This window comes from Sphingomonas lacusdianchii (assembly GCF_022664395.1).
Taxonomy (GTDB): domain Bacteria; phylum Pseudomonadota; class Alphaproteobacteria; order Sphingomonadales; family Sphingomonadaceae; genus Sphingomonas; species Sphingomonas lacusdianchii.
In genome coordinates this window covers 47,002-63,245 of record NZ_JAKRET010000001.1, presented here as the reverse complement: position 1 = coordinate 63,245, position 16,244 = coordinate 47,002, and the positions used below count along the sequence as shown (strand labels likewise).

18 protein-coding genes are annotated in these 16,244 nt (G+C 66.5%); 12 read left to right on the top strand and 6 right to left on the bottom strand.

What is annotated here, in order from left to right:
• The first annotated feature begins 92 nt into the window (after positions 1-92).
• The 6 genes from cysS (at position 93) to MF607_RS00280 (ending at position 7,321) form a co-directional block, all read left to right on the top strand.
• Positions 93-1,532 carry a cysteine--tRNA ligase gene (gene cysS, locus MF607_RS00305; RefSeq protein WP_242115413.1) on the top strand — a complete coding sequence of 480 codons (1,440 nt, stop codon included), beginning with the start codon at positions 93-95 and terminating at the stop codon, positions 1,530-1,532.
• Positions 1,533-1,603: 71 nt separating this feature from the next.
• Positions 1,604-2,044: a TM2 domain-containing protein gene (locus tag MF607_RS00300; protein ID WP_242115412.1), complete on the top strand. Its 441-nt coding sequence runs from the start codon at positions 1,604-1,606 to the stop codon at positions 2,042-2,044.
• A 98-nt stretch (positions 2,045-2,142) separates the two neighbouring features.
• A complete protein-coding gene (locus MF607_RS00295) occupies positions 2,143-3,516 on the top strand; it encodes a class II 3-deoxy-7-phosphoheptulonate synthase (RefSeq protein WP_242115411.1) in 1,374 nt (457 codons plus the stop codon).
• A 393-nt stretch (positions 3,517-3,909) separates the two neighbouring features.
• Positions 3,910-4,938, top strand: a complete 1,029-nt coding sequence (locus tag MF607_RS00290; RefSeq protein WP_242115410.1) for a ferritin-like domain-containing protein — start codon at positions 3,910-3,912, stop codon at positions 4,936-4,938.
• A 20-nt stretch (positions 4,939-4,958) separates the two neighbouring features.
• Positions 4,959-5,960, top strand: coding sequence for a ferritin-like domain-containing protein (locus tag MF607_RS00285; RefSeq protein ID WP_242115409.1), 1,002 nt, complete (start codon positions 4,959-4,961; stop codon positions 5,958-5,960).
• A gap of 26 nt (positions 5,961-5,986) precedes the next feature.
• The gene (locus tag MF607_RS00280) at positions 5,987-7,321 is read left to right on the top strand and encodes an Nramp family divalent metal transporter (protein ID WP_242115408.1); all 1,335 of its coding nucleotides are present in this window, start codon (positions 5,987-5,989) and stop codon (positions 7,319-7,321) included.
• Positions 7,322-7,328: 7 nt separating this feature from the next.
• On the opposite strand, the gene MF607_RS00275 is transcribed toward MF607_RS00280, so the two are convergent.
• Positions 7,329-7,724, bottom strand: a complete 396-nt coding sequence (locus tag MF607_RS00275; RefSeq protein ID WP_242115407.1) for a hypothetical protein — start codon at positions 7,722-7,724, stop codon at positions 7,329-7,331.
• Positions 7,725-8,030: 306 nt separating this feature from the next.
• Between MF607_RS00275 and MF607_RS00270 the strand changes: the two genes are divergently transcribed.
• On the top strand, positions 8,031-8,975 hold the full coding sequence (locus tag MF607_RS00270) for an NAD(P)H-dependent flavin oxidoreductase (protein WP_242115406.1): 945 nt from the start codon (positions 8,031-8,033) through the stop codon (positions 8,973-8,975).
• Here MF607_RS00270 and MF607_RS00265 read toward each other — a convergent pair.
• Together MF607_RS00265 and MF607_RS00260 are read right to left on the bottom strand one after the other, a co-directional pair.
• Positions 8,970-9,428, bottom strand: a complete 459-nt coding sequence (locus tag MF607_RS00265) for a DUF1465 family protein (protein WP_242115405.1) — start codon at positions 9,426-9,428, stop codon at positions 8,970-8,972. The genes MF607_RS00270 and MF607_RS00265 overlap by 6 nt on opposite strands.
• 82 nt (positions 9,429-9,510) lie before the next feature.
• Complete coding sequence (locus tag MF607_RS00260; protein WP_242115404.1) at positions 9,511-9,708, bottom strand: YdcH family protein; 198 nt, start codon at positions 9,706-9,708, stop codon at positions 9,511-9,513.
• A gap of 150 nt (positions 9,709-9,858) precedes the next feature.
• On the opposite strand from MF607_RS00260, the gene MF607_RS00255 reads away from it, so the two are divergent.
• Positions 9,859-10,014, top strand: coding sequence for a YdcH family protein (locus MF607_RS00255; protein ID WP_242115403.1), 156 nt, complete (start codon positions 9,859-9,861; stop codon positions 10,012-10,014).
• A gap of 45 nt (positions 10,015-10,059) precedes the next feature.
• On the opposite strand, the gene dksA is transcribed toward MF607_RS00255, so the two are convergent.
• The 3 genes from dksA to MF607_RS00240 all read right to left on the bottom strand — a co-directional run bounded on the left by dksA (position 10,060) and on the right by MF607_RS00240 (position 12,352).
• Positions 10,060-10,518: an RNA polymerase-binding protein DksA gene (gene dksA / locus MF607_RS00250; protein WP_242115402.1), complete on the bottom strand. Its 459-nt coding sequence runs from the start codon at positions 10,516-10,518 to the stop codon at positions 10,060-10,062.
• Between the two features lie 185 nt (positions 10,519-10,703).
• Positions 10,704-11,831, bottom strand: a complete 1,128-nt coding sequence (locus MF607_RS00245) for a hypothetical protein (protein WP_242115401.1) — start codon at positions 11,829-11,831, stop codon at positions 10,704-10,706.
• Positions 11,832-11,899: 68 nt separating this feature from the next.
• Entirely contained in the window at positions 11,900-12,352 is a 453-nt protein-coding gene (locus MF607_RS00240) for a host attachment family protein (protein ID WP_242115400.1), read from the bottom strand.
• A gap of 95 nt (positions 12,353-12,447) precedes the next feature.
• On the opposite strand from MF607_RS00240, the gene serS reads away from it, so the two are divergent.
• From serS to MF607_RS00220, 4 genes are read left to right on the top strand one after another with little or no spacing between them, the layout of a single operon-like run.
• Entirely contained in the window at positions 12,448-13,725 is a 1,278-nt protein-coding gene (gene serS, locus MF607_RS00235; RefSeq protein WP_242115399.1) for a serine--tRNA ligase, read from the top strand.
• A gap of 19 nt (positions 13,726-13,744) precedes the next feature.
• Entirely contained in the window at positions 13,745-14,815 is a 1,071-nt protein-coding gene (locus MF607_RS00230; RefSeq protein WP_242115398.1) for a M23 family metallopeptidase, read from the top strand.
• The gene (locus MF607_RS00225; RefSeq protein WP_242115397.1) at positions 14,812-15,822 is read left to right on the top strand and encodes a potassium channel family protein; all 1,011 of its coding nucleotides are present in this window, start codon (positions 14,812-14,814) and stop codon (positions 15,820-15,822) included. Before MF607_RS00230 ends, MF607_RS00225 begins: the two co-directional genes overlap by 4 nt.
• Positions 15,822-16,166: a DMT family protein gene (locus MF607_RS00220; protein ID WP_056451668.1), complete on the top strand. Its 345-nt coding sequence runs from the start codon at positions 15,822-15,824 to the stop codon at positions 16,164-16,166. Before MF607_RS00225 ends, MF607_RS00220 begins: the two co-directional genes overlap by 1 nt.
• Positions 16,167-16,244: the final 78 nt, after the last annotated feature.

Sequence of the window (16,244 nt, the reverse complement as noted above, 5' to 3'; positions counted from 1 at the left end):
GCCGTCGTGGCGGCCTGTTCCGGGAGTGGCGCGCTTTTGCCGGTCAACGGTACGGATTTGCAGACGGGTCGCGTCGCGCTATGCGCTCGGCCATGCACGGTGCCCCGCTTACGCTTCACAACTCGCTGACCCGCAACCTTCAGCGTTTCGAACCGCTCGACCCGGCAAAGGGGGTGCGCGTCTATTCCTGCGGCCCGACGGTCTACAACTACGCCCATATCGGCAATCTGCGAGCGTACGTCTTCACCGACACGCTCAGCCGGGTGCTGCGGTGGAAGGGCTATTCGCTGACGCACGTCATCAACATCACCGATGTCGGCCATCTCACCTCCGACGCCGATGCCGGCGACGACAAGATGGAAGCGGCGGCAAAGGCGCGCGCCCAGTCGATCTGGGACATCGCCGCCCATTATACCGCGGCGTTCAAAGGCAATCTGCGCGACCTCAACATCGACGACCCGACGCGCTGGTCGGTCGCGACCGATCATATCGCCGAGATGATTGCGTTCGCCGAAAAGATCGCGCCTGATCACTGCTACGAACTCGACAGCGGCCTCTATTTCGACAGCAGCAGCGTGCCGAATTACGGCGCGCTGGCCGGCGGTCAGGACGATGCCGGCGAAGGCCGCATCGATCCGGTCGCGGGCAAGCGCCATCCGCAGGACTTCGCCATCTGGCGCAAGACCCCGCCGGGCGAGACGCGGCAGATGGAATGGGAATCGCCCTGGGGGAAGGGCGCGCCGGGCTGGCATCTCGAATGCTCGGTGATGAGCCTCAAATACCTGGGCAGCCCGTTCGACATCCATACCGGTGGCATCGATCACCGTGAGATCCACCACCCGAACGAGATCGCGCAGAACCAGGCCTATTGCGGTTGCGCGGATAGCGGTGCCGCCTTTTGGATGCACAACAACTTCCTCGTCGAGCGTTCGGGGAAAATGTCGAAGTCCAATGGAGTGTTCACCACGCTCCAGACGCTCATCGACGGCGGCGTGCATCCGCTCGCCTACCGGCTGATGTGCCTGTCGGCGCAATATCGTTCCGAACTGGAATTTTCGGCCGAAAACCTGATCGCGGCACTGACCCGGCTGAAGCGGCTGGCGATGACCGTCGTCGCCCTGCGCGCCCGGGCGTCGAGCGACGGCGATGCGAGCAAGGCGGCAACCTACCGCGAACGCCTCGACGCGGCGGTGTCCGACGACTTGAACACCCCGCGTGCGCTGCCGGTGCTCGACGAACTGCTGGCCGACAAGAAGCTGACGCCCGCCGACCGCCTCGCCGCGCTCGCCGATTTCGACGCGGTGCTGGGCCTTGGCCTCGCCACGATCGAGCGCGCCGACCTGCGCGTCCGCCCCGCCGACGCGACGATCGATGCGGCAACGATCGAGGCGCGGCTCGCCGATCGCAAGGAAGCCCGCGCCGCCAAGGATTTTGCCGCAAGCGACGCGATCCGCGACGAACTGACCGCCGCCGGCGTCGAGGTCATGGACGGCGATCCGCTTGGCTGGGACTGGCGCCCGACGCTGGGATAGGCGGCGCTAACCCCTTGCTCCCGGACCGCCTTCCCCGTCATACCCTTTCCCGCGAATCATCGGGGGACGATATGCGGGGACAGGTGCTGGGCGTCGATCGGGACGGACGCGAGGGGCGGATCGCCGGCGACGATGGTCAGCGTTACTGGTTCCAGCCCGACGATTGGAGCGACCGTATCGGCCCGTCGGTCGGCGCGCAGGTCGATTTCGAAACCTCGAACGGCCGCGCACTGCGCATCTATCACGTCCCCGGCACCGTCGCCCCCCGCCCCGCCAACGACGACCGCCGCCCACGCGGGCGCAAGGACAAGATCGCCGCCGTCCTGTTCGCCTTCTTCCTCGGCACGCTCGGCATCCACCGCTTCTATCTCGGCAAGACCGGATCGGGCATCGTCATGCTGCTGTTGACCTGTACGGTCGTCGGCCTGCTGGTCACGGGCATCTGGGCGCTGATCGACGCGATCCGCTATCTCGTCATGGACAATGACGAATTTCATCATCGCTATGGCTGATCGAAGCAGTCGATCGGGCTGACCAACCTTTCCTTCATTGCGCCAAGGAACGGTTTCGCGCATGGGAATTGCCCGAACCGACTGGATGGAATTCTCCCATGGCCGCCAACTGGGCCCCCGATAGCTGGACAACCGCCGAAGCGCGCCAGCTTCCCACCTATCCCGACCGCGCCGCACTCGACGCGACCACGGCACAGCTCGCCAGCTATCCGCCGCTGGTCTTCGCCGGCGAAGCCCGCAGCCTGACCGCCGAACTGGCCGAAGTGGCCGAGGGTCGTGCGTTCCTGCTCCAGGGCGGCGATTGCGCCGAGAGCTTTGCCGAATTCCATCCCAACTATATTCGCGACACCTTCCGCGTCATCCTGCAGATGGCGGTGGTGCTGACCTTCGCGTCGAAGCTGCCGACGGTGAAGGTCGGTCGCATGGCTGGCCAGTTCGCCAAGCCGCGCTCGGCCGATACCGAGGTGATCGACGGCGTCGAGCTGCCCAGCTATCGCGGCGACAATATCAACGACATCGCCTTCACCGCCGAAGGCCGCATCCCCGATCCGCAGCGGATGATCCGCGCCTATTCGCAGGCGGCGGCGACGCTCAACCTGCTGCGCGCCTTCGCGACCGGCGGCTATGCGAACCTGCATCAGGTCCATCGCTGGACCCACGACTTCATGGGCCGCAGCCCTTGGGCCAAGAAATATGCCGACGTCGCCGACCGCATCGGCGAGGCGCTCGACTTCATGGCCGCGTGCGGCATCGACGCCGACAGCGTGCCCCAGCTGAAGGCGACCAGCTTCTACACCAGCCACGAAGCGCTGCTGCTGCCGTACGAACAGGCGCTGACCCGGCAGGATTCGCTGACCGGCGACTGGTACGACACCTCGGCGCACTTCCTGTGGATCGGCGATCGCACCCGGTTCGACGGATCGGCGCATGTCGAATTCCTGCGCGGCATCGGCAATCCGATCGGCATCAAGTGCGGCCCGACGCTCGAACCGGACGCGCTGCTGCGCATGCTCGACACGCTGAACCCGAACCGTATCGCGGGGCGGATGACCCTGATTACCCGCTACGGCCACGACAAGATCGAGGCGGGCCTGCCCAAGCTGATCCGCGCCGTCCAGCGCGAAGGGCATCCGGTGGTCTGGTCGTGCGACCCCATGCACGGCAACACCGTCAAGGCGACGACCGGCTACAAGACGCGGCCGTTCGACCGCATCCTCGCCGAAGTGCGCGGCTTCTTCGCCGTTCACCGAGCGGAGGGCAGCCATGCCGGCGGCATTCACGCCGAAATGACCGGACAGAATGTCACCGAATGCACCGGCGGCGCGATCGCGGTCACCGAACAGAGCCTTGCCGATCGCTACCACACGCACTGCGACCCGCGCCTCAACGCCGGACAGAGCCTTGAACTGGCGTTCCTGCTGGCCGAGATGCTGAACGAGGAAATGGCCGAACGCCGCGCCGTCGCCGCGTAAGGCTGGCTTTCCCAGGAACAGCATCCCGCGCGGATAGGACCGCGGCTAAGCTACTTTCCGCGTGCCCCGGCGAAGGCCGGGGCCCAGTTGCGGGACGTCCGTACCTTACTGACGGGCCTTTCCAACTGGACCCCGGCCTCCGCCGGGGTACGATGGAATTTGGTTTGAAGGTCTGACTTTCGTGGAAGTCTCGTCTGGCAGAGGCGAAGGCCACGAAGCGACTGAACGCGAAGTCTCCTCCACGCAACAACCACCCCCTAGCCTCTTGCCCTCACACGCAATACAGCACACCGCATCGGGCACGCGCGCTATCATGGCGCGTACGTCAGACGACTGGCCCGGGTCGTTCCGCCATGCGCGGGGCGGGGCCGAACGCGTTAAGGGAACCGGTAGATGACCGACGAGACACAGATGGTTGAGGCGCTGGACGCACGGGCGCGTCGGCGCGAAGAACGCCGCGATTTCTTCCGCGCCTTCGGTGCGGCGGCGGCGATCGGCGGCGGTCTCGCGCTAACCTCGTGCGGCGACGGCAATTCCTCGCCGACTCCGACCCCCACCGGCACTGGCACCGCGACCCCCACGCCGACCCCGACCCCGACCGCATCGGGCACCGCCGGGACGTCCGACGTCGACGTGCTGAACTTCGCGCTCAACCTCGAATATCTCGAAGCGCAATTCTATGCCTTCGCCGCCAACGGCACCGGCCTCGCCGCCGCGTTGCTGACCGGCCCCAGCGGCACCACCCCGGGCGCAGTGACCGGCGGGCGCAAGGCGACGCTCAACGATCCGGTCGTCGCCAACTTCGCCCGCGAAATCGCGCAGGACGAGGTCGCGCACGTCGAATTCATCCGCAATGCGCTCGGCAGTTGGGCCATCGCCATGCCCGCGCTCGACCTCAGCGCCACCGCGACCAGCGCCTTTTCGGTCGCTGCCCGCGCCGCCGGCCTGATCGGTGCCAACGATACCTTCGATCCGTATGCCAGCGACGACAATTTCCTGCTCGCCGCCTATCTGTTCGAGGATATCGGCGTCACTGCCTATCGCGGCGCGCTGCCCGGCATCGCCAACACGCTCATCCGACAGGCGGCGGCCGGCATTCTCGCCGCCGAAGCCTATCACGCCTCGATGATCCGCTCGGCGCTCTATGTCCGCGGCCTGTCGACCCCGTCGCTGATCGACGCGACCGAATCGATCTCGGCCGCGCGCGACAGCCTCGACGGCGGCACCGATCTCGATCAGGGCGTCCGCCCGATCGGCGACCAGTCGAACATTACGCCGTTCGATCCGAATACCGGCCTCCCTTCCGGCCGCACCACCGGACAGGTGCTCAACATCGCCTATCTGAACCGCAATGCCGTCGCCACGGGCGGGTTCTTCCCCGCCGGTGTCAACGGCAACATCAAGACCAGCGCGGCGAACTGAGCCTTTCGGGAGCGAGACACATGACCAACGAATCGATGCTGCCCGTGCTGGACAAGAATGACAGCCGCCGCGATTTCCTGCGCGCCGCCGGTGGCGTGTCCGCCGCCGTCGCCGGGGCCGGACTGCTCGCCGCCTGCGGTGGCAACAACGCCAACCCCGCCCCCACGCCGACGCCGACACCCACGCCGACCGCTTCGGGTACCCCGACCCCGGTGCCGAGCCCGGCAACCGACGCGGACATCCTCAACTTCACGCTGAACTTCGCCTATCTTCAGGCGCAATATTACAGCTACGCCACGACCGGTACCGGTCTCGACGCCAGCCTGCTGGGCGGCGCCGGCACGCCGGGTGCCGCGAGCGGTGCACGGCAGGTCGCCTTCAGCGATGCGACGATCGGGCGCTATGCCCGCGAACTCGCCGCCGACACGCGTGCGCATGTCGCCTATCTGCGCGGCGTGATCGGTTCGACGGTGATCGCGCAGCCGGCGATCGACCTCGGCGTCACCGCCACCAGCGCCTTTTCGAACCTCGCCCGTACCGCCGCGCTCATCACCACCGCATCGGCGACGTTCGACGTCTATGAGAGCGACGACCGTTTTCTGCTCGGCGCGTTCGTGTTCGAGGATGTCGTCGTCACCGCATGGCGCGGGATCATCGCCTCGGTGGCGGGCGCCGCGTTCCTCGATGCCGCCGCGGGGATGCAGGGGGCAAAGGCCTATCATGCCGGCCTGATCCGCCAGGCGCTCTATCGCCGCGGCATCGCCACCCCGGCGCTGATCGACGCGACCGAGGCATTGTCGACCGCGCGCGACAATTTCGATGGCGCGGCCGATATCGATCAGGGCGTGCGGCCGGCGAACAACGCATCGAACATCGTGCCGACCGACGGCAGCGGCATCACCTATGCCCGCGCACCCGCGCAGGTTCTGAACGTCGCGTACCAGACGCGCAGTTCGGTTGCGCTCGGCGGGTTCTTTCCGGCAGGTGTCAACGGGCTACTGAAAACCAGCGCCGCCATTTGACCTTCCTCCGGGGATAGCGACCGACCATGGCTCCACCACCGTCTGCCGCCGACATCACCCCGGAACGTCGCCCCAGTCTTCCCGGGTCGTTCCGCACCGTGCCGGTTCCGGCCGGTGCGGGGCAATTCTGGCGCAAGCTCGGCGCCTTTGCCGGCCCCGGCTATATGGTCGCGGTCGGCTATATGGACCCGGGCAACTGGGCGACCGACATCGCCGGCGGATCGGCGTTCGGCTATACGCTGTTGTCGGTAATCCTGTTGTCGAACGTCATGGCGATGGTGCTGCAATCGCTGTCGGCGAAGCTCGGCATCGTCACCGGTCTCGATCTTGCGCAGGCGTGTCGCGAATATTATCCCGCGCCGGTCCGATGGGTGCTGTGGGGCCTGTGCGAACTGGCGATCATCGCCTGCGATCTGGCGGAGGTGATCGGCACCGCCATCGCGCTGCAATTGCTGTTCGGCATCCCGCTGGTCTGGGGCGTGTGCATCACCGCCGTCGACGTGATGCTGATCCTGCTGCTTCAGCAATATGGCTTTCGCAAACTCGAAGCGTTCATCGTCGCGCTGCTGATCGTGATCGCCGGCTGTTTCGCGGTCGAGCTGTTCCTCGCGCAACCCTCGATCGCCGCGATCGCAAGCGGTCTGATCCCGCGGGCGGAGATCGTCACCAACCCGGCGATGCTCTACATCGCGATCGGCATCCTCGGCGCGACCGTCATGCCGCACAACCTCTATCTCCACAGCTCGATCGTGCAGACGCGCAGCTTCGACCGATCGCCCGAGGGTCGGCGCGAGGCGGTGAAGCTCGCCACGATCGACAGTTCGATCGCGCTGATGCTCGCGCTGTTCATCAACGGATCGATCCTGATCCTCGCCGCCGCCACCTTCCACACCGCCGGACGCACCGACGTGGCGGAGATACAGGACGCCTATCAGCTGTTGACGCCGATGCTCGGCGCCGGCGCCGCCAGCATCCTGTTCGCCGTCGCGCTGCTGGCATCGGGACAGAATTCGACGATCACCGGCACCCTTGCCGGGCAGATCGTGATGGAGGGATTCCTCAACATCCGCCTGCCGTCATGGCTGCGGCGGATCGTCACGCGGCTGATCGCGATCGTGCCGGCGGTCGTCGTCGCTGGCCTCTATGGCGAAAGCGGCACCGCGCAGTTGCTGATCGCCAGCCAGGTGGTGCTCAGTCTCCAGCTGCCTTTCGCCGTCTATCCGCTGGTCCGCTTCACCGGCGACCGCGGCAAGATGGGCGACTTCGCCAACCGCCCGATCCTCGCCATCGCCGCGTGGACGATTTGCGCGGCGGTGATCGTGCTGAACTCCGTCCTGTTATATCAGGTGGTGACGGGCTGATCCGCGCCTAGGCCTGCACCCCCGCCGCCCGCACGAACTTGCCCGACACCCGCCCGCGCACCGCACAGGCATCGCCGCCCTCGAAACACAGCAGCAGCAGCGCATCGTCACCGACCCGGTACCAATGCACGTCGCCCTTGGCGGCACCCAGCCCCAGATCGGTCAGCTTGGTCAACCGATATGCCGCGGTCGCACACGCCGCCGGCACCTGCGCGACCGGCTTCGAACCGGCATAGTCGCACCCGGCCGGCGCCTCGAACGCCGCCGCCACCACGGGCTGGCTGGGATAGCGGTGCATCTCCAGCACCCCCTTCGCCACCACCCCGAACGCCAGCAGCAGCAACAGCGCCGCCGCACCGATCTCGAACAGCACCAGGCTCCGCTTGCGCGCGACTTCGACCATCGATCCTTCCCCTTCCTGTACCGGCAAACGGTAGGACAGGAGGGTTAAGAAGGCGTTCGCCATCTCCGCCGGCCGAACTTTCCTACAATGCCGGCGGATGCGACAAGGGCTATGTTCTGTGAAAGCGCTGTTCCGATCTGCAGCCAATGGCGTATTCGGTGTCAACATCGGACCCAACGATGCAACCTAACCAATTACAATTGCTATCTTTGTTATAAACGAATCCCGCCCGGCGACACCAACTTCGTGTCAACTTCGCCAACTTCCGCCACTGGACAGCCATTACGGTTGCGCTATGAAACTCATATGGCGCTTCCCTCCCTGTTCGACACGCTCGCCCTCCCCGTGATCGGCTCGCCGCTCTTCATCATCTCCGGCCCCGACCTCGTGATCGCCCAGTGCAAGGCGGGGATCGTCGGCTCCTTCCCGGCGCTCAACGCCCGTCCGCAGGCGCAACTCGACGAATGGTTGCACCGCATCACCGAGGAACTGGCCGCGCATGACCGCGCCCATCCCGACCGCCCCGCCGCCCCCTTCGCGGTCAATCAGATCGTCCACCGCTCGAACGACCGGCTCGAGGCCGACCTGACCACCTGCGCCAAATGGAAGGTGCCGATCGTCATCACCTCGCTCGGCGCGCGCGAGGATCTCAACACCGCCGTTCATGGCTGGGGCGGCATCACCCTGCACGACGTCATCGACGACCGTTTCGCACACAAGGCGGTCGAGAAAGGCGCCGACGGTCTGATCCTCGTCTGCACCGGCGCGGGCGGCCATGCCGGCCGGTTGAACCCCTTCGCCTTCACCCAGGAAGTGCGGCAGTGGTTCGACGGCCCGCTGGCCCTGTCCGGCGCGATCGCCAATGGCGGCGCGGTGCTGGCCGCACAGGCGGCGGGGGCCGATCTGGCCTATGTCGGCTCGCCCTTCATCGCCACTGCTGAAGCCAATGCCGTACCCGCCTATAAACAGGCGGTGGTCGACGGCCGCGCCGACGATATCGTCTACAGCAACCTCTTCACCGGCGTACACGGCAATTATCTGCGAGCCTCGATCGTCGCCGCCGGCCTCGATCCCGACGCCCTGCCGCAAAGCGACCATTCGGCGATGAATTTCGGTTCGGGTGCAAAGGCGTGGAAGGATATCTGGGGCGCCGGTCAGGGCATCGGCGCGGTCGATGCGGTCGTCCCCGCGGCCGATCGCATCACGCGCATGGCCGCGGAATATCAGGCCGCCCGCGCCCGCCTGCTATAGCCGCGTCGCCAGCCGTTCGAACATCGCCCGCGCGGGACTCGCCGCCGGGGGAGCGCTGCGCGACCGCTCGATCCGCTCGGCGCGGCGGTACAAGTCCATGCTCGCGCGGATCAGGCCCTGCGTTCCGGCCGGCATCGTCGCCAGCGCGTCATCCTCGGTTTCCGGCCCGGCGGGCAGCGCGCGCATCGGATCGTCGCCCATCTCCACCGTCATCTCGCCCGCATCGATAGCCTTCTGCGTCAGCAGCCATGCGATGACGTGCATCAGCCGGGTGGTGATCTTCAGCGACTCGCAGGACAGGACGACCCGCGCCATCGGGTCGAGCATCGCCCGTTCGGCCAGCCCGCCCTGATCGAAATAGGCCCGGGCCTCGTCGGCCAGCACCATTGCCTCAACATACATCGAATCGATCAGTCGGCGATGCACCATCGCGCCGTTTGCCGGTACGTCCATCGGCGCAGAATGCCACGCCCCCACGACTCGCGAAAGAGGCGCCTGATCGACCAGCTGTTCCGAACGTCCCCGAACGTGACGATCAGGCGATGATGTCGGGGATCAACTGATCCTCGATCGCCGCCATTTCGTCACGCAGGCGCAATTTGCGGCGCTTCAGCCGGGCCAGCTGCAACTGGTCGAGGTGAGTCGCCGACGCCAACGCCGCGATCGCGTCGTCGAGGTCGCGGTGCTCGATCCGGAGCATGCCGAGCCGCTGTTCAAGGTCCGATTCGTCCATCGCCCGCCATTGTCACCCGCCGCCCGGGCGCTGGCAACGGTCCGTCAGCGATTTTGACACGTCATGTCGAAAATCCCATCCGACATGGCGACATTCGCCCGTTCCTGTGTTTTACTCATTCCCCCAACAGCCAAGCAGGAGGATGCAACGATGCAGTCTGCCCACCTCACCGCACTCGAAGCGAAACATGCGACGCTCGACCGACAGATCGCGGTCGAAACCCAGCGGCCATCGCCCGACCAGTCGCTGTTGTCGTCGCTCAAGAAACGCAAGCTGCTGGTGAAGCAGGAGATCGCGTCGCTGTGACGCACCGCGCGGGGTCGGGCACCGGCCCCGCGCTTCGCATCCGCGCTATTCCTCGCGCGAGACCTTTTCCTGCCGTTCGTGGCGACTCTGCGCCTCGACGGTCATCGTTGCGATCGGGCGCGCTTCCAGCCGGCCCAGCGCGATCGGTTCCCCGGTCACTTCGCAATAGCCATATTCGCCATCGTCGATCCGGCGCAGCGCCGCCTCGATCTTGGAGATCAGCTTGCGCTGCCGGTCGCGGGTGCGCAACTCGATCGACCAGTCGGTTTCGCTCGATGCGCGATCGGTCAGATCCGCCTCGCGCAACGACTCATTCTGCAGATGCGCCAGCGTATCCTGCGACTCGCGCAGGATGGCATCCTTCCATGCCAGCAGCTTGGCCCGAAAATAGGCCTGTTGCCGCGGGTTCATGAACGGCTCGTCCGCGTGGGGGCGATATCCGTCGTCGTTCGCCGGCGGCGGTATGTCGAGAGGTTGTGTCGTGTCGCTCAAAACCGTGGCCATCCCCAATCTCCACCCCGGAGCTTCCCTCCGACCAAATCGGCAGGGTGCCCCCTCTCATTCGTCCGCGCGCCTATATCGGGCGGAGGGCGGCACCACAAGCGTTCAGGACCAACCGACGAAATGCCCGTTGTTCACAGGGTTAACCGGATAGGTTCCCTTATCCACCCACGTCCCTTTACGGTACGTTAACCAGCATCCCCGACTGGCATGTCTTGCCGTTCCGAAATAAGGCTGGAATTTGAACCCGAAGCGGGTTGCGTTTTACGCTTTGTTTTGTCTTGGTGGCGCAAATCGATCCGATACACCGCGGCGACGCGGTCGTCGTCGATTCTAGTGAAAGAATGGTGTGGCATGTCGGTAAAGATGGCCCTTGCGAAACTGTGCGCATGTGCCTGCGGTGGCGCGGTCATCGGCGGCGGCGCGGTACACGTCGCGGAATCGGCCCAGAACCGGGAGATCACGAAACGCGCGATCACCAAGCGTGCCATCACCAAGCGCGCCGCGCCGCGTCCCGCCCCGCGCCGGGTCGTCACCCGCGTCGTTACACGGACCACCAATGTCTGCCCGCCGACGGTCGTGACCGTTGCCAGCCAGGCAGCGCCAGTGCCACTGCCCCCCGCTTTTGCCGGCGCGGACATGCCGCCCATGACCGGTGGCGGCGGCTTCGGCGGCGGCCCGGTGCTGGTCGGTGGCACCGGCGGCGGGGGCATTGGCGGCGGCTTCTTCGCCGGCGGCTTCTTCGGCGGCGGGGGCTCGGGCGGCGGGTCGAGCGGGATTGTGGTGTCGTCGACGTCGAGCACCAGCGGCGGTTCGACATCGACTTCTTCCGGGGGGTCGGGCGGCTCGTCCTCTTCGACCTCGTCCGGCGCGACGTCGTCCTCGACCTCCTCGGGCGGATCGTCGACCAGCACCGGCGGCGTGTCGAGCACCAGCAGCACCTCGTCCGCCTCGGGCGGCAGCAGCGGGAACGTGTCGTCCTCGTCGAGCGGGAACGTGTCCTCGTCCTCAAGCGGCAATGTCGCATCGTCGGCTTCGTCCAGCGGCGACGTGTCGTCGTCCACTTCCTCGTCGTCGAGCGGCAATGTCTCGACCAGCACCTCCTCGGCGTCGTCGGGATCGACCAGCAGCTCGACCTCGTCCTCGTCCTCGTCGAACGGCTCGTCGAGCAAGGGCTGGAGCTCGAATGGCGGATGGAGTTCGAACGGCAGCTCGCACGGCAAGCCGCCGCCCGGACCCGACGGTCCGACGCCGGTGCCGGCACCGCCGATGCTACTGTTGTTCGGGGGCGCCGCCGCGGCGCTGGTCGTGCGCAAGCGCTTCGCTCGCAAGACCGCCGACGCCGCATAGGGGACCGCGCGGCAGCGCGCGGCCCCCGCGCCGGTCAGGCGGCCGAAATCAGCTTCTCGATCTGATCGACCGGATGGCCGGTTAGGTCCTTGTCAAGTTCACCGGTCAGCCGGTCGCTGACCGTCTTGTGATAATGTTTGCGCATCTCGCCCAGCGTCTTGGGCGGCGCGACGACGATCAGCGCTTCGAATTCGTTGGCCAGCGCACGCTTGCGGAGCAGTTCGGCCGCATCGGCGGCGAACCGGTCTTCGGCCTGCTGGTGATAATCGGTTTCGCCCATGCTGCCGCCGCCCTGCGCGAAATTGCCGCCGCGGATCGACTGCGCCTGGCCGGCGGCATCGGTCTTCTGATGACGATCAGCAGGGTTGGCCTGCATCGCCTGATCCTCGACGATCAGGTTGGGCGCATTCGCATCGCCCTCGTTGCGGAAGAACAGCATTTTGCGGCCATCGGCGACCAACACGCACGCGTCATGGGGTATCCGCATTCCATCTCTCCTCGGGTTTCGCTGCTCGCCCAACGCACCGGCAGCGGCGGCGGTTGCGGCTTGCATGGCTGCGGATCGCTCGCCATAGCCCGGCCATGCACGATATCCGCCTGATCCGCGACGATCCCGCCGCCTTCGATGCCGCCCTTGCCCGCCGTGGCATCGAGCCGCGATCGGCGGCGCTGGCCGATCTCGACGAACGCCGCCGCGCGCTGCTGACCGAAGTGCAGGTCGCACAGGCGCGCCGCAACGAAGCGTCGAAGGCGATCGGCGCGGCCAAGGCGAGCCGCGACGAGGCCACCGCACAGGCGCTGATGGCCGAGGTCGCCGCGCTGAAGGAGCGGATGCCCGCGATCGAAGCGGAAGAGGCGGCCCTCGCCGAAGAACTGAATGCCAGCCTCGCCGCGATCCCCAATTTGCCGCTGGCGGACGTGCCGCAGGGCGCCGACGAAAACGACAATGTCGTCGAGAAGACGGTCGGCGATCCGACTGCCTTCGGATACGAACCGCGCGAACATGACTCGATCGGCCCGGCCATCGGCCTCGATTTCGAAACCGGCGCCAAGCTGTCGGGTGCGCGCTTCACGCTGGTGCGCGGGGCCGCGGCGAAACTGCACCGCGCGCTCGGCCAGTTCATGCTCGACACGCTGACCGGCATCCATGGCTATGAAGAGGTCGTGCCGCCGGTGCTGGTGCGCGGGGAGGCGCTGTTCGGGACCGGCCAGTTGCCCAAATTCGCCGAGGACCTGTTCCGCACCACCGACGATCGCTGGCTGATCCCGACGGCGGAAGTGTCGCTGACCAACATCGTCGCCGGACAGATCCTCGCCGAGCGCGAACTGCCGCTGCGCTTTACCGCGCTGACCATGTGCTTCCGGTCGGAAGCCGGTGCCGCCGGCCGCGACACGCGCGGTTTCATCCGCCAACATCAGTTCGAGAAAGCGGAGATGGTGTCGATCACCACCCCCGATCAGTCCGACGCCGAGCATGAGCGGATGACGCAGGCGGCCGAGGATATTCTCAACCGCCTCGTCCTGCCGTTCCGCCGGATGAAGCTGTGCACCGGCGACATGGGCTTTTCGGCAGCACGGACCTACGACCTAGAAGTCTGGCTGCCGGGTCAGGGCCGTTATCGCGAGATTTCGAGCTGTTCGACCTGCACCGATTTCCAGGCGCGGCGGATGAACGCTCGCTTCCGGCCGGAGGGAGAGAAGGCGACGCGCTTCGTCCATACGCTCAACGGATCGGGTCTTGCCGTGGGTCGCACGCTGGTGGCGGTGCTGGAGAATTACCAGCAGGCCGACGGTTCAGTGGTCGTGCCGGAAGCGCTGCGCCGCTACATCGGACAGGACGTGCTGACACCGGCGGGTTGAACGACGAACGGGGGCGGTGATGCGGTTCGTGAAACGGGGTACGGTAGCAGCGGCGCTGATGATCGGTGTCAGCGGATGCATCCCGTCCAACGCGGGCCGGGTTACGCCTGCGCAGCAAACCCTCCCGACCGTTGCGCCCGGAACGCCACCCGCCACCGAACCGCAAGGTGAAGGCGTCACTGCGCTGCCCTCGCCCCCGCCCGCTTGGGAAGCGAAGCGGGTCGAGCCCAACGCCCGCAGCGTGGCAGCCAGCAGCTATATCGTCCGCCCCGGCGATACGCTGCGGGGCATCGCCAACACGACCGGGGCCGGCACCGAAGCGATCGCCCGCGCCAACAATCTGCCGCCGCCGTTCCCGATCCGCGCAGGGCAGCGGCTGACCATCCCCGGCGGTCGCTACCACATGGTCGGACGGGGCGAGACCGGCATCGCCATCGCCCGCGCCTACGGCGTCGACTGGTCGCGCATCGCCACCGCCAATGCACTCAGCGAACCGTTCATCCTGCGCGCCGGACAGCGTATCCTGATCCCGGGGGATGCGGCACCACGCTCCGCCGCCGAACGCGCCGCCGCGTTCCAGCTCGACATCGACGACATTCTGACCGGTGGCGAACCGGCGATCGAGCCGAACGCCCGCCCCAGCCCCGCCGTCACCTCGCCACGCCGGGTGCTGCCCTCGACCGCAGCGGTCGCGCCGCCCAGCAGCAACCCCGGCACGCTGATCTGGCCGGTCGATGGCCGCGTGTTCAAACGCTTCGGCGCGGGCGACAGCGGCGAACGCAACAACGGCATCAAGATCGCGGTCCCGCTCGACACGCCGATCGCCGCCGCCGCCGCCGGCACTGTCGCCTATGTCGGGACCGGCGTGCCGGGCCTTGGCGGTGTGGTCATCATCCGCCATGGCAGCGGCCTGACGACCGTCTATGGCCATGCCAGCCAGTTGCTGGTCCAGCGGGGACAGGCGGTGAAGAAGGGGCAGAAAATCGCTCTGTCGGGCGACACCGGCTATGCCGAGCGCCCGGCGGTCCATTTCGAAATCCGGTCGGGCCGGACCCCCGTCGATCCCCTGTCGCGGCTGCCGCGCCAGTGACGCCGCCGCCCCGCCGCGCGATCCTGCGGCAATCGTCGCCGCTGCCGGTCTGGGCGTCGATCCTGTGGCGGGTGGTCGCGGTGCTGACGCTGGTCGGCATCGCCGTCGCGGTCCACTGGTTCGATCGCGAAGGACTGCGCGACAACTATGACGGGCAGGTGAGTTTCGCCGACGTCATCTACTTCACGATGATCTCGATCACCACGACCGGCTATGGCGATATCGCACCCGTTACCGAACGCGCGCGACTATTCGATGCGTTGATCGTTACGCCGATCCGGGTGTTCGTCGTGCTGCTGTTCATCGGCACGACCTATCAATTCGTCCTTCGGCGCAGTTGGGAGCGTTGGCGCATGGCGCTGTTGCAAGACAAGCTGACCGGACACATCGTCGTGGCCGGTTTCGGCAAGACCGGTTCCGAAGCGGTCGACGAACTGATCGCGCGTGGCGAGGACCCGCGCCGGATCGTCGTCATCGAACCGGTGCAGGCGCATCTCGATCGTGCGCAGAAACTCGGCTGTATCGTGCTGCTGGCGGACGCCACCCGCGATGCCACACTGAACGATGTCTGCATCGCCCGCGCCCGCGCGCTGATCGTCGCCACCGGTCGCGACGATACGTCGGTGCTGGTGACGCTCACCGCCCGCCATCTTGCCCCCGACCTGACGATCAGTGTGATCGTGAAGGCAGAGGATAACGAGTTTCCCGCCCGTGCCGCCGGGGCGACGACCGTCATCAATCCGGTCAGCTTCGCCGGGTTGCTGCTAGCCGGATCGTGCCGGGGACCGCATATCGCCGATTATATGCTCGATCTCGCCTCGATCGACGGGTCGGTCGCGCTGTCCGAACGGCCGGTCGCTCCGCACGAGGTCGGCCAGCCGCTGTCGGCGATCACCACCGGTCTCGGCCTGCGCATCTATCGGCAGGGCGGCAAGATCCGGTTCGACAGCCCCGAAGCCCGCAACCTGCAACCCGGCGACACGATCGTCGAAGTGGTGACCCGATAATGCCCGACGCTGCCCGTATCTGGCCGATCGTTCTACTGATCGCCTCCAACATCTTCATGACCTTCGCATGGTACGGCCATCTGAAGCATAAGGGCGCGCCCCTGTTCTTCGTGATCGTCGTCAGCTGGGGCATCGCCTTCTTCGAATATTGTCTCGCCGTCCCCGCCAACCGGATCGGGTCGCAGGTCTATTCGGCCGCCCAGCTGAAGGGCATGCAGGAGGTCATCACCCTGACCATCTTCGCGATCTTCTCGGTCGCCTATCTGGGGCAGAAGATCACGGTCAATCATATGATCGGTTTCGCGTTGATCGCGGGGGGCGCCTTCTTCCTGTTCCGGCAATGATCTGATCCCGGCACCGGCCCGCTCCCAAGGGAGCGGAGCGAATGGCGTTCCGCTGCCCCTATCATTTTTCGCCGAAAT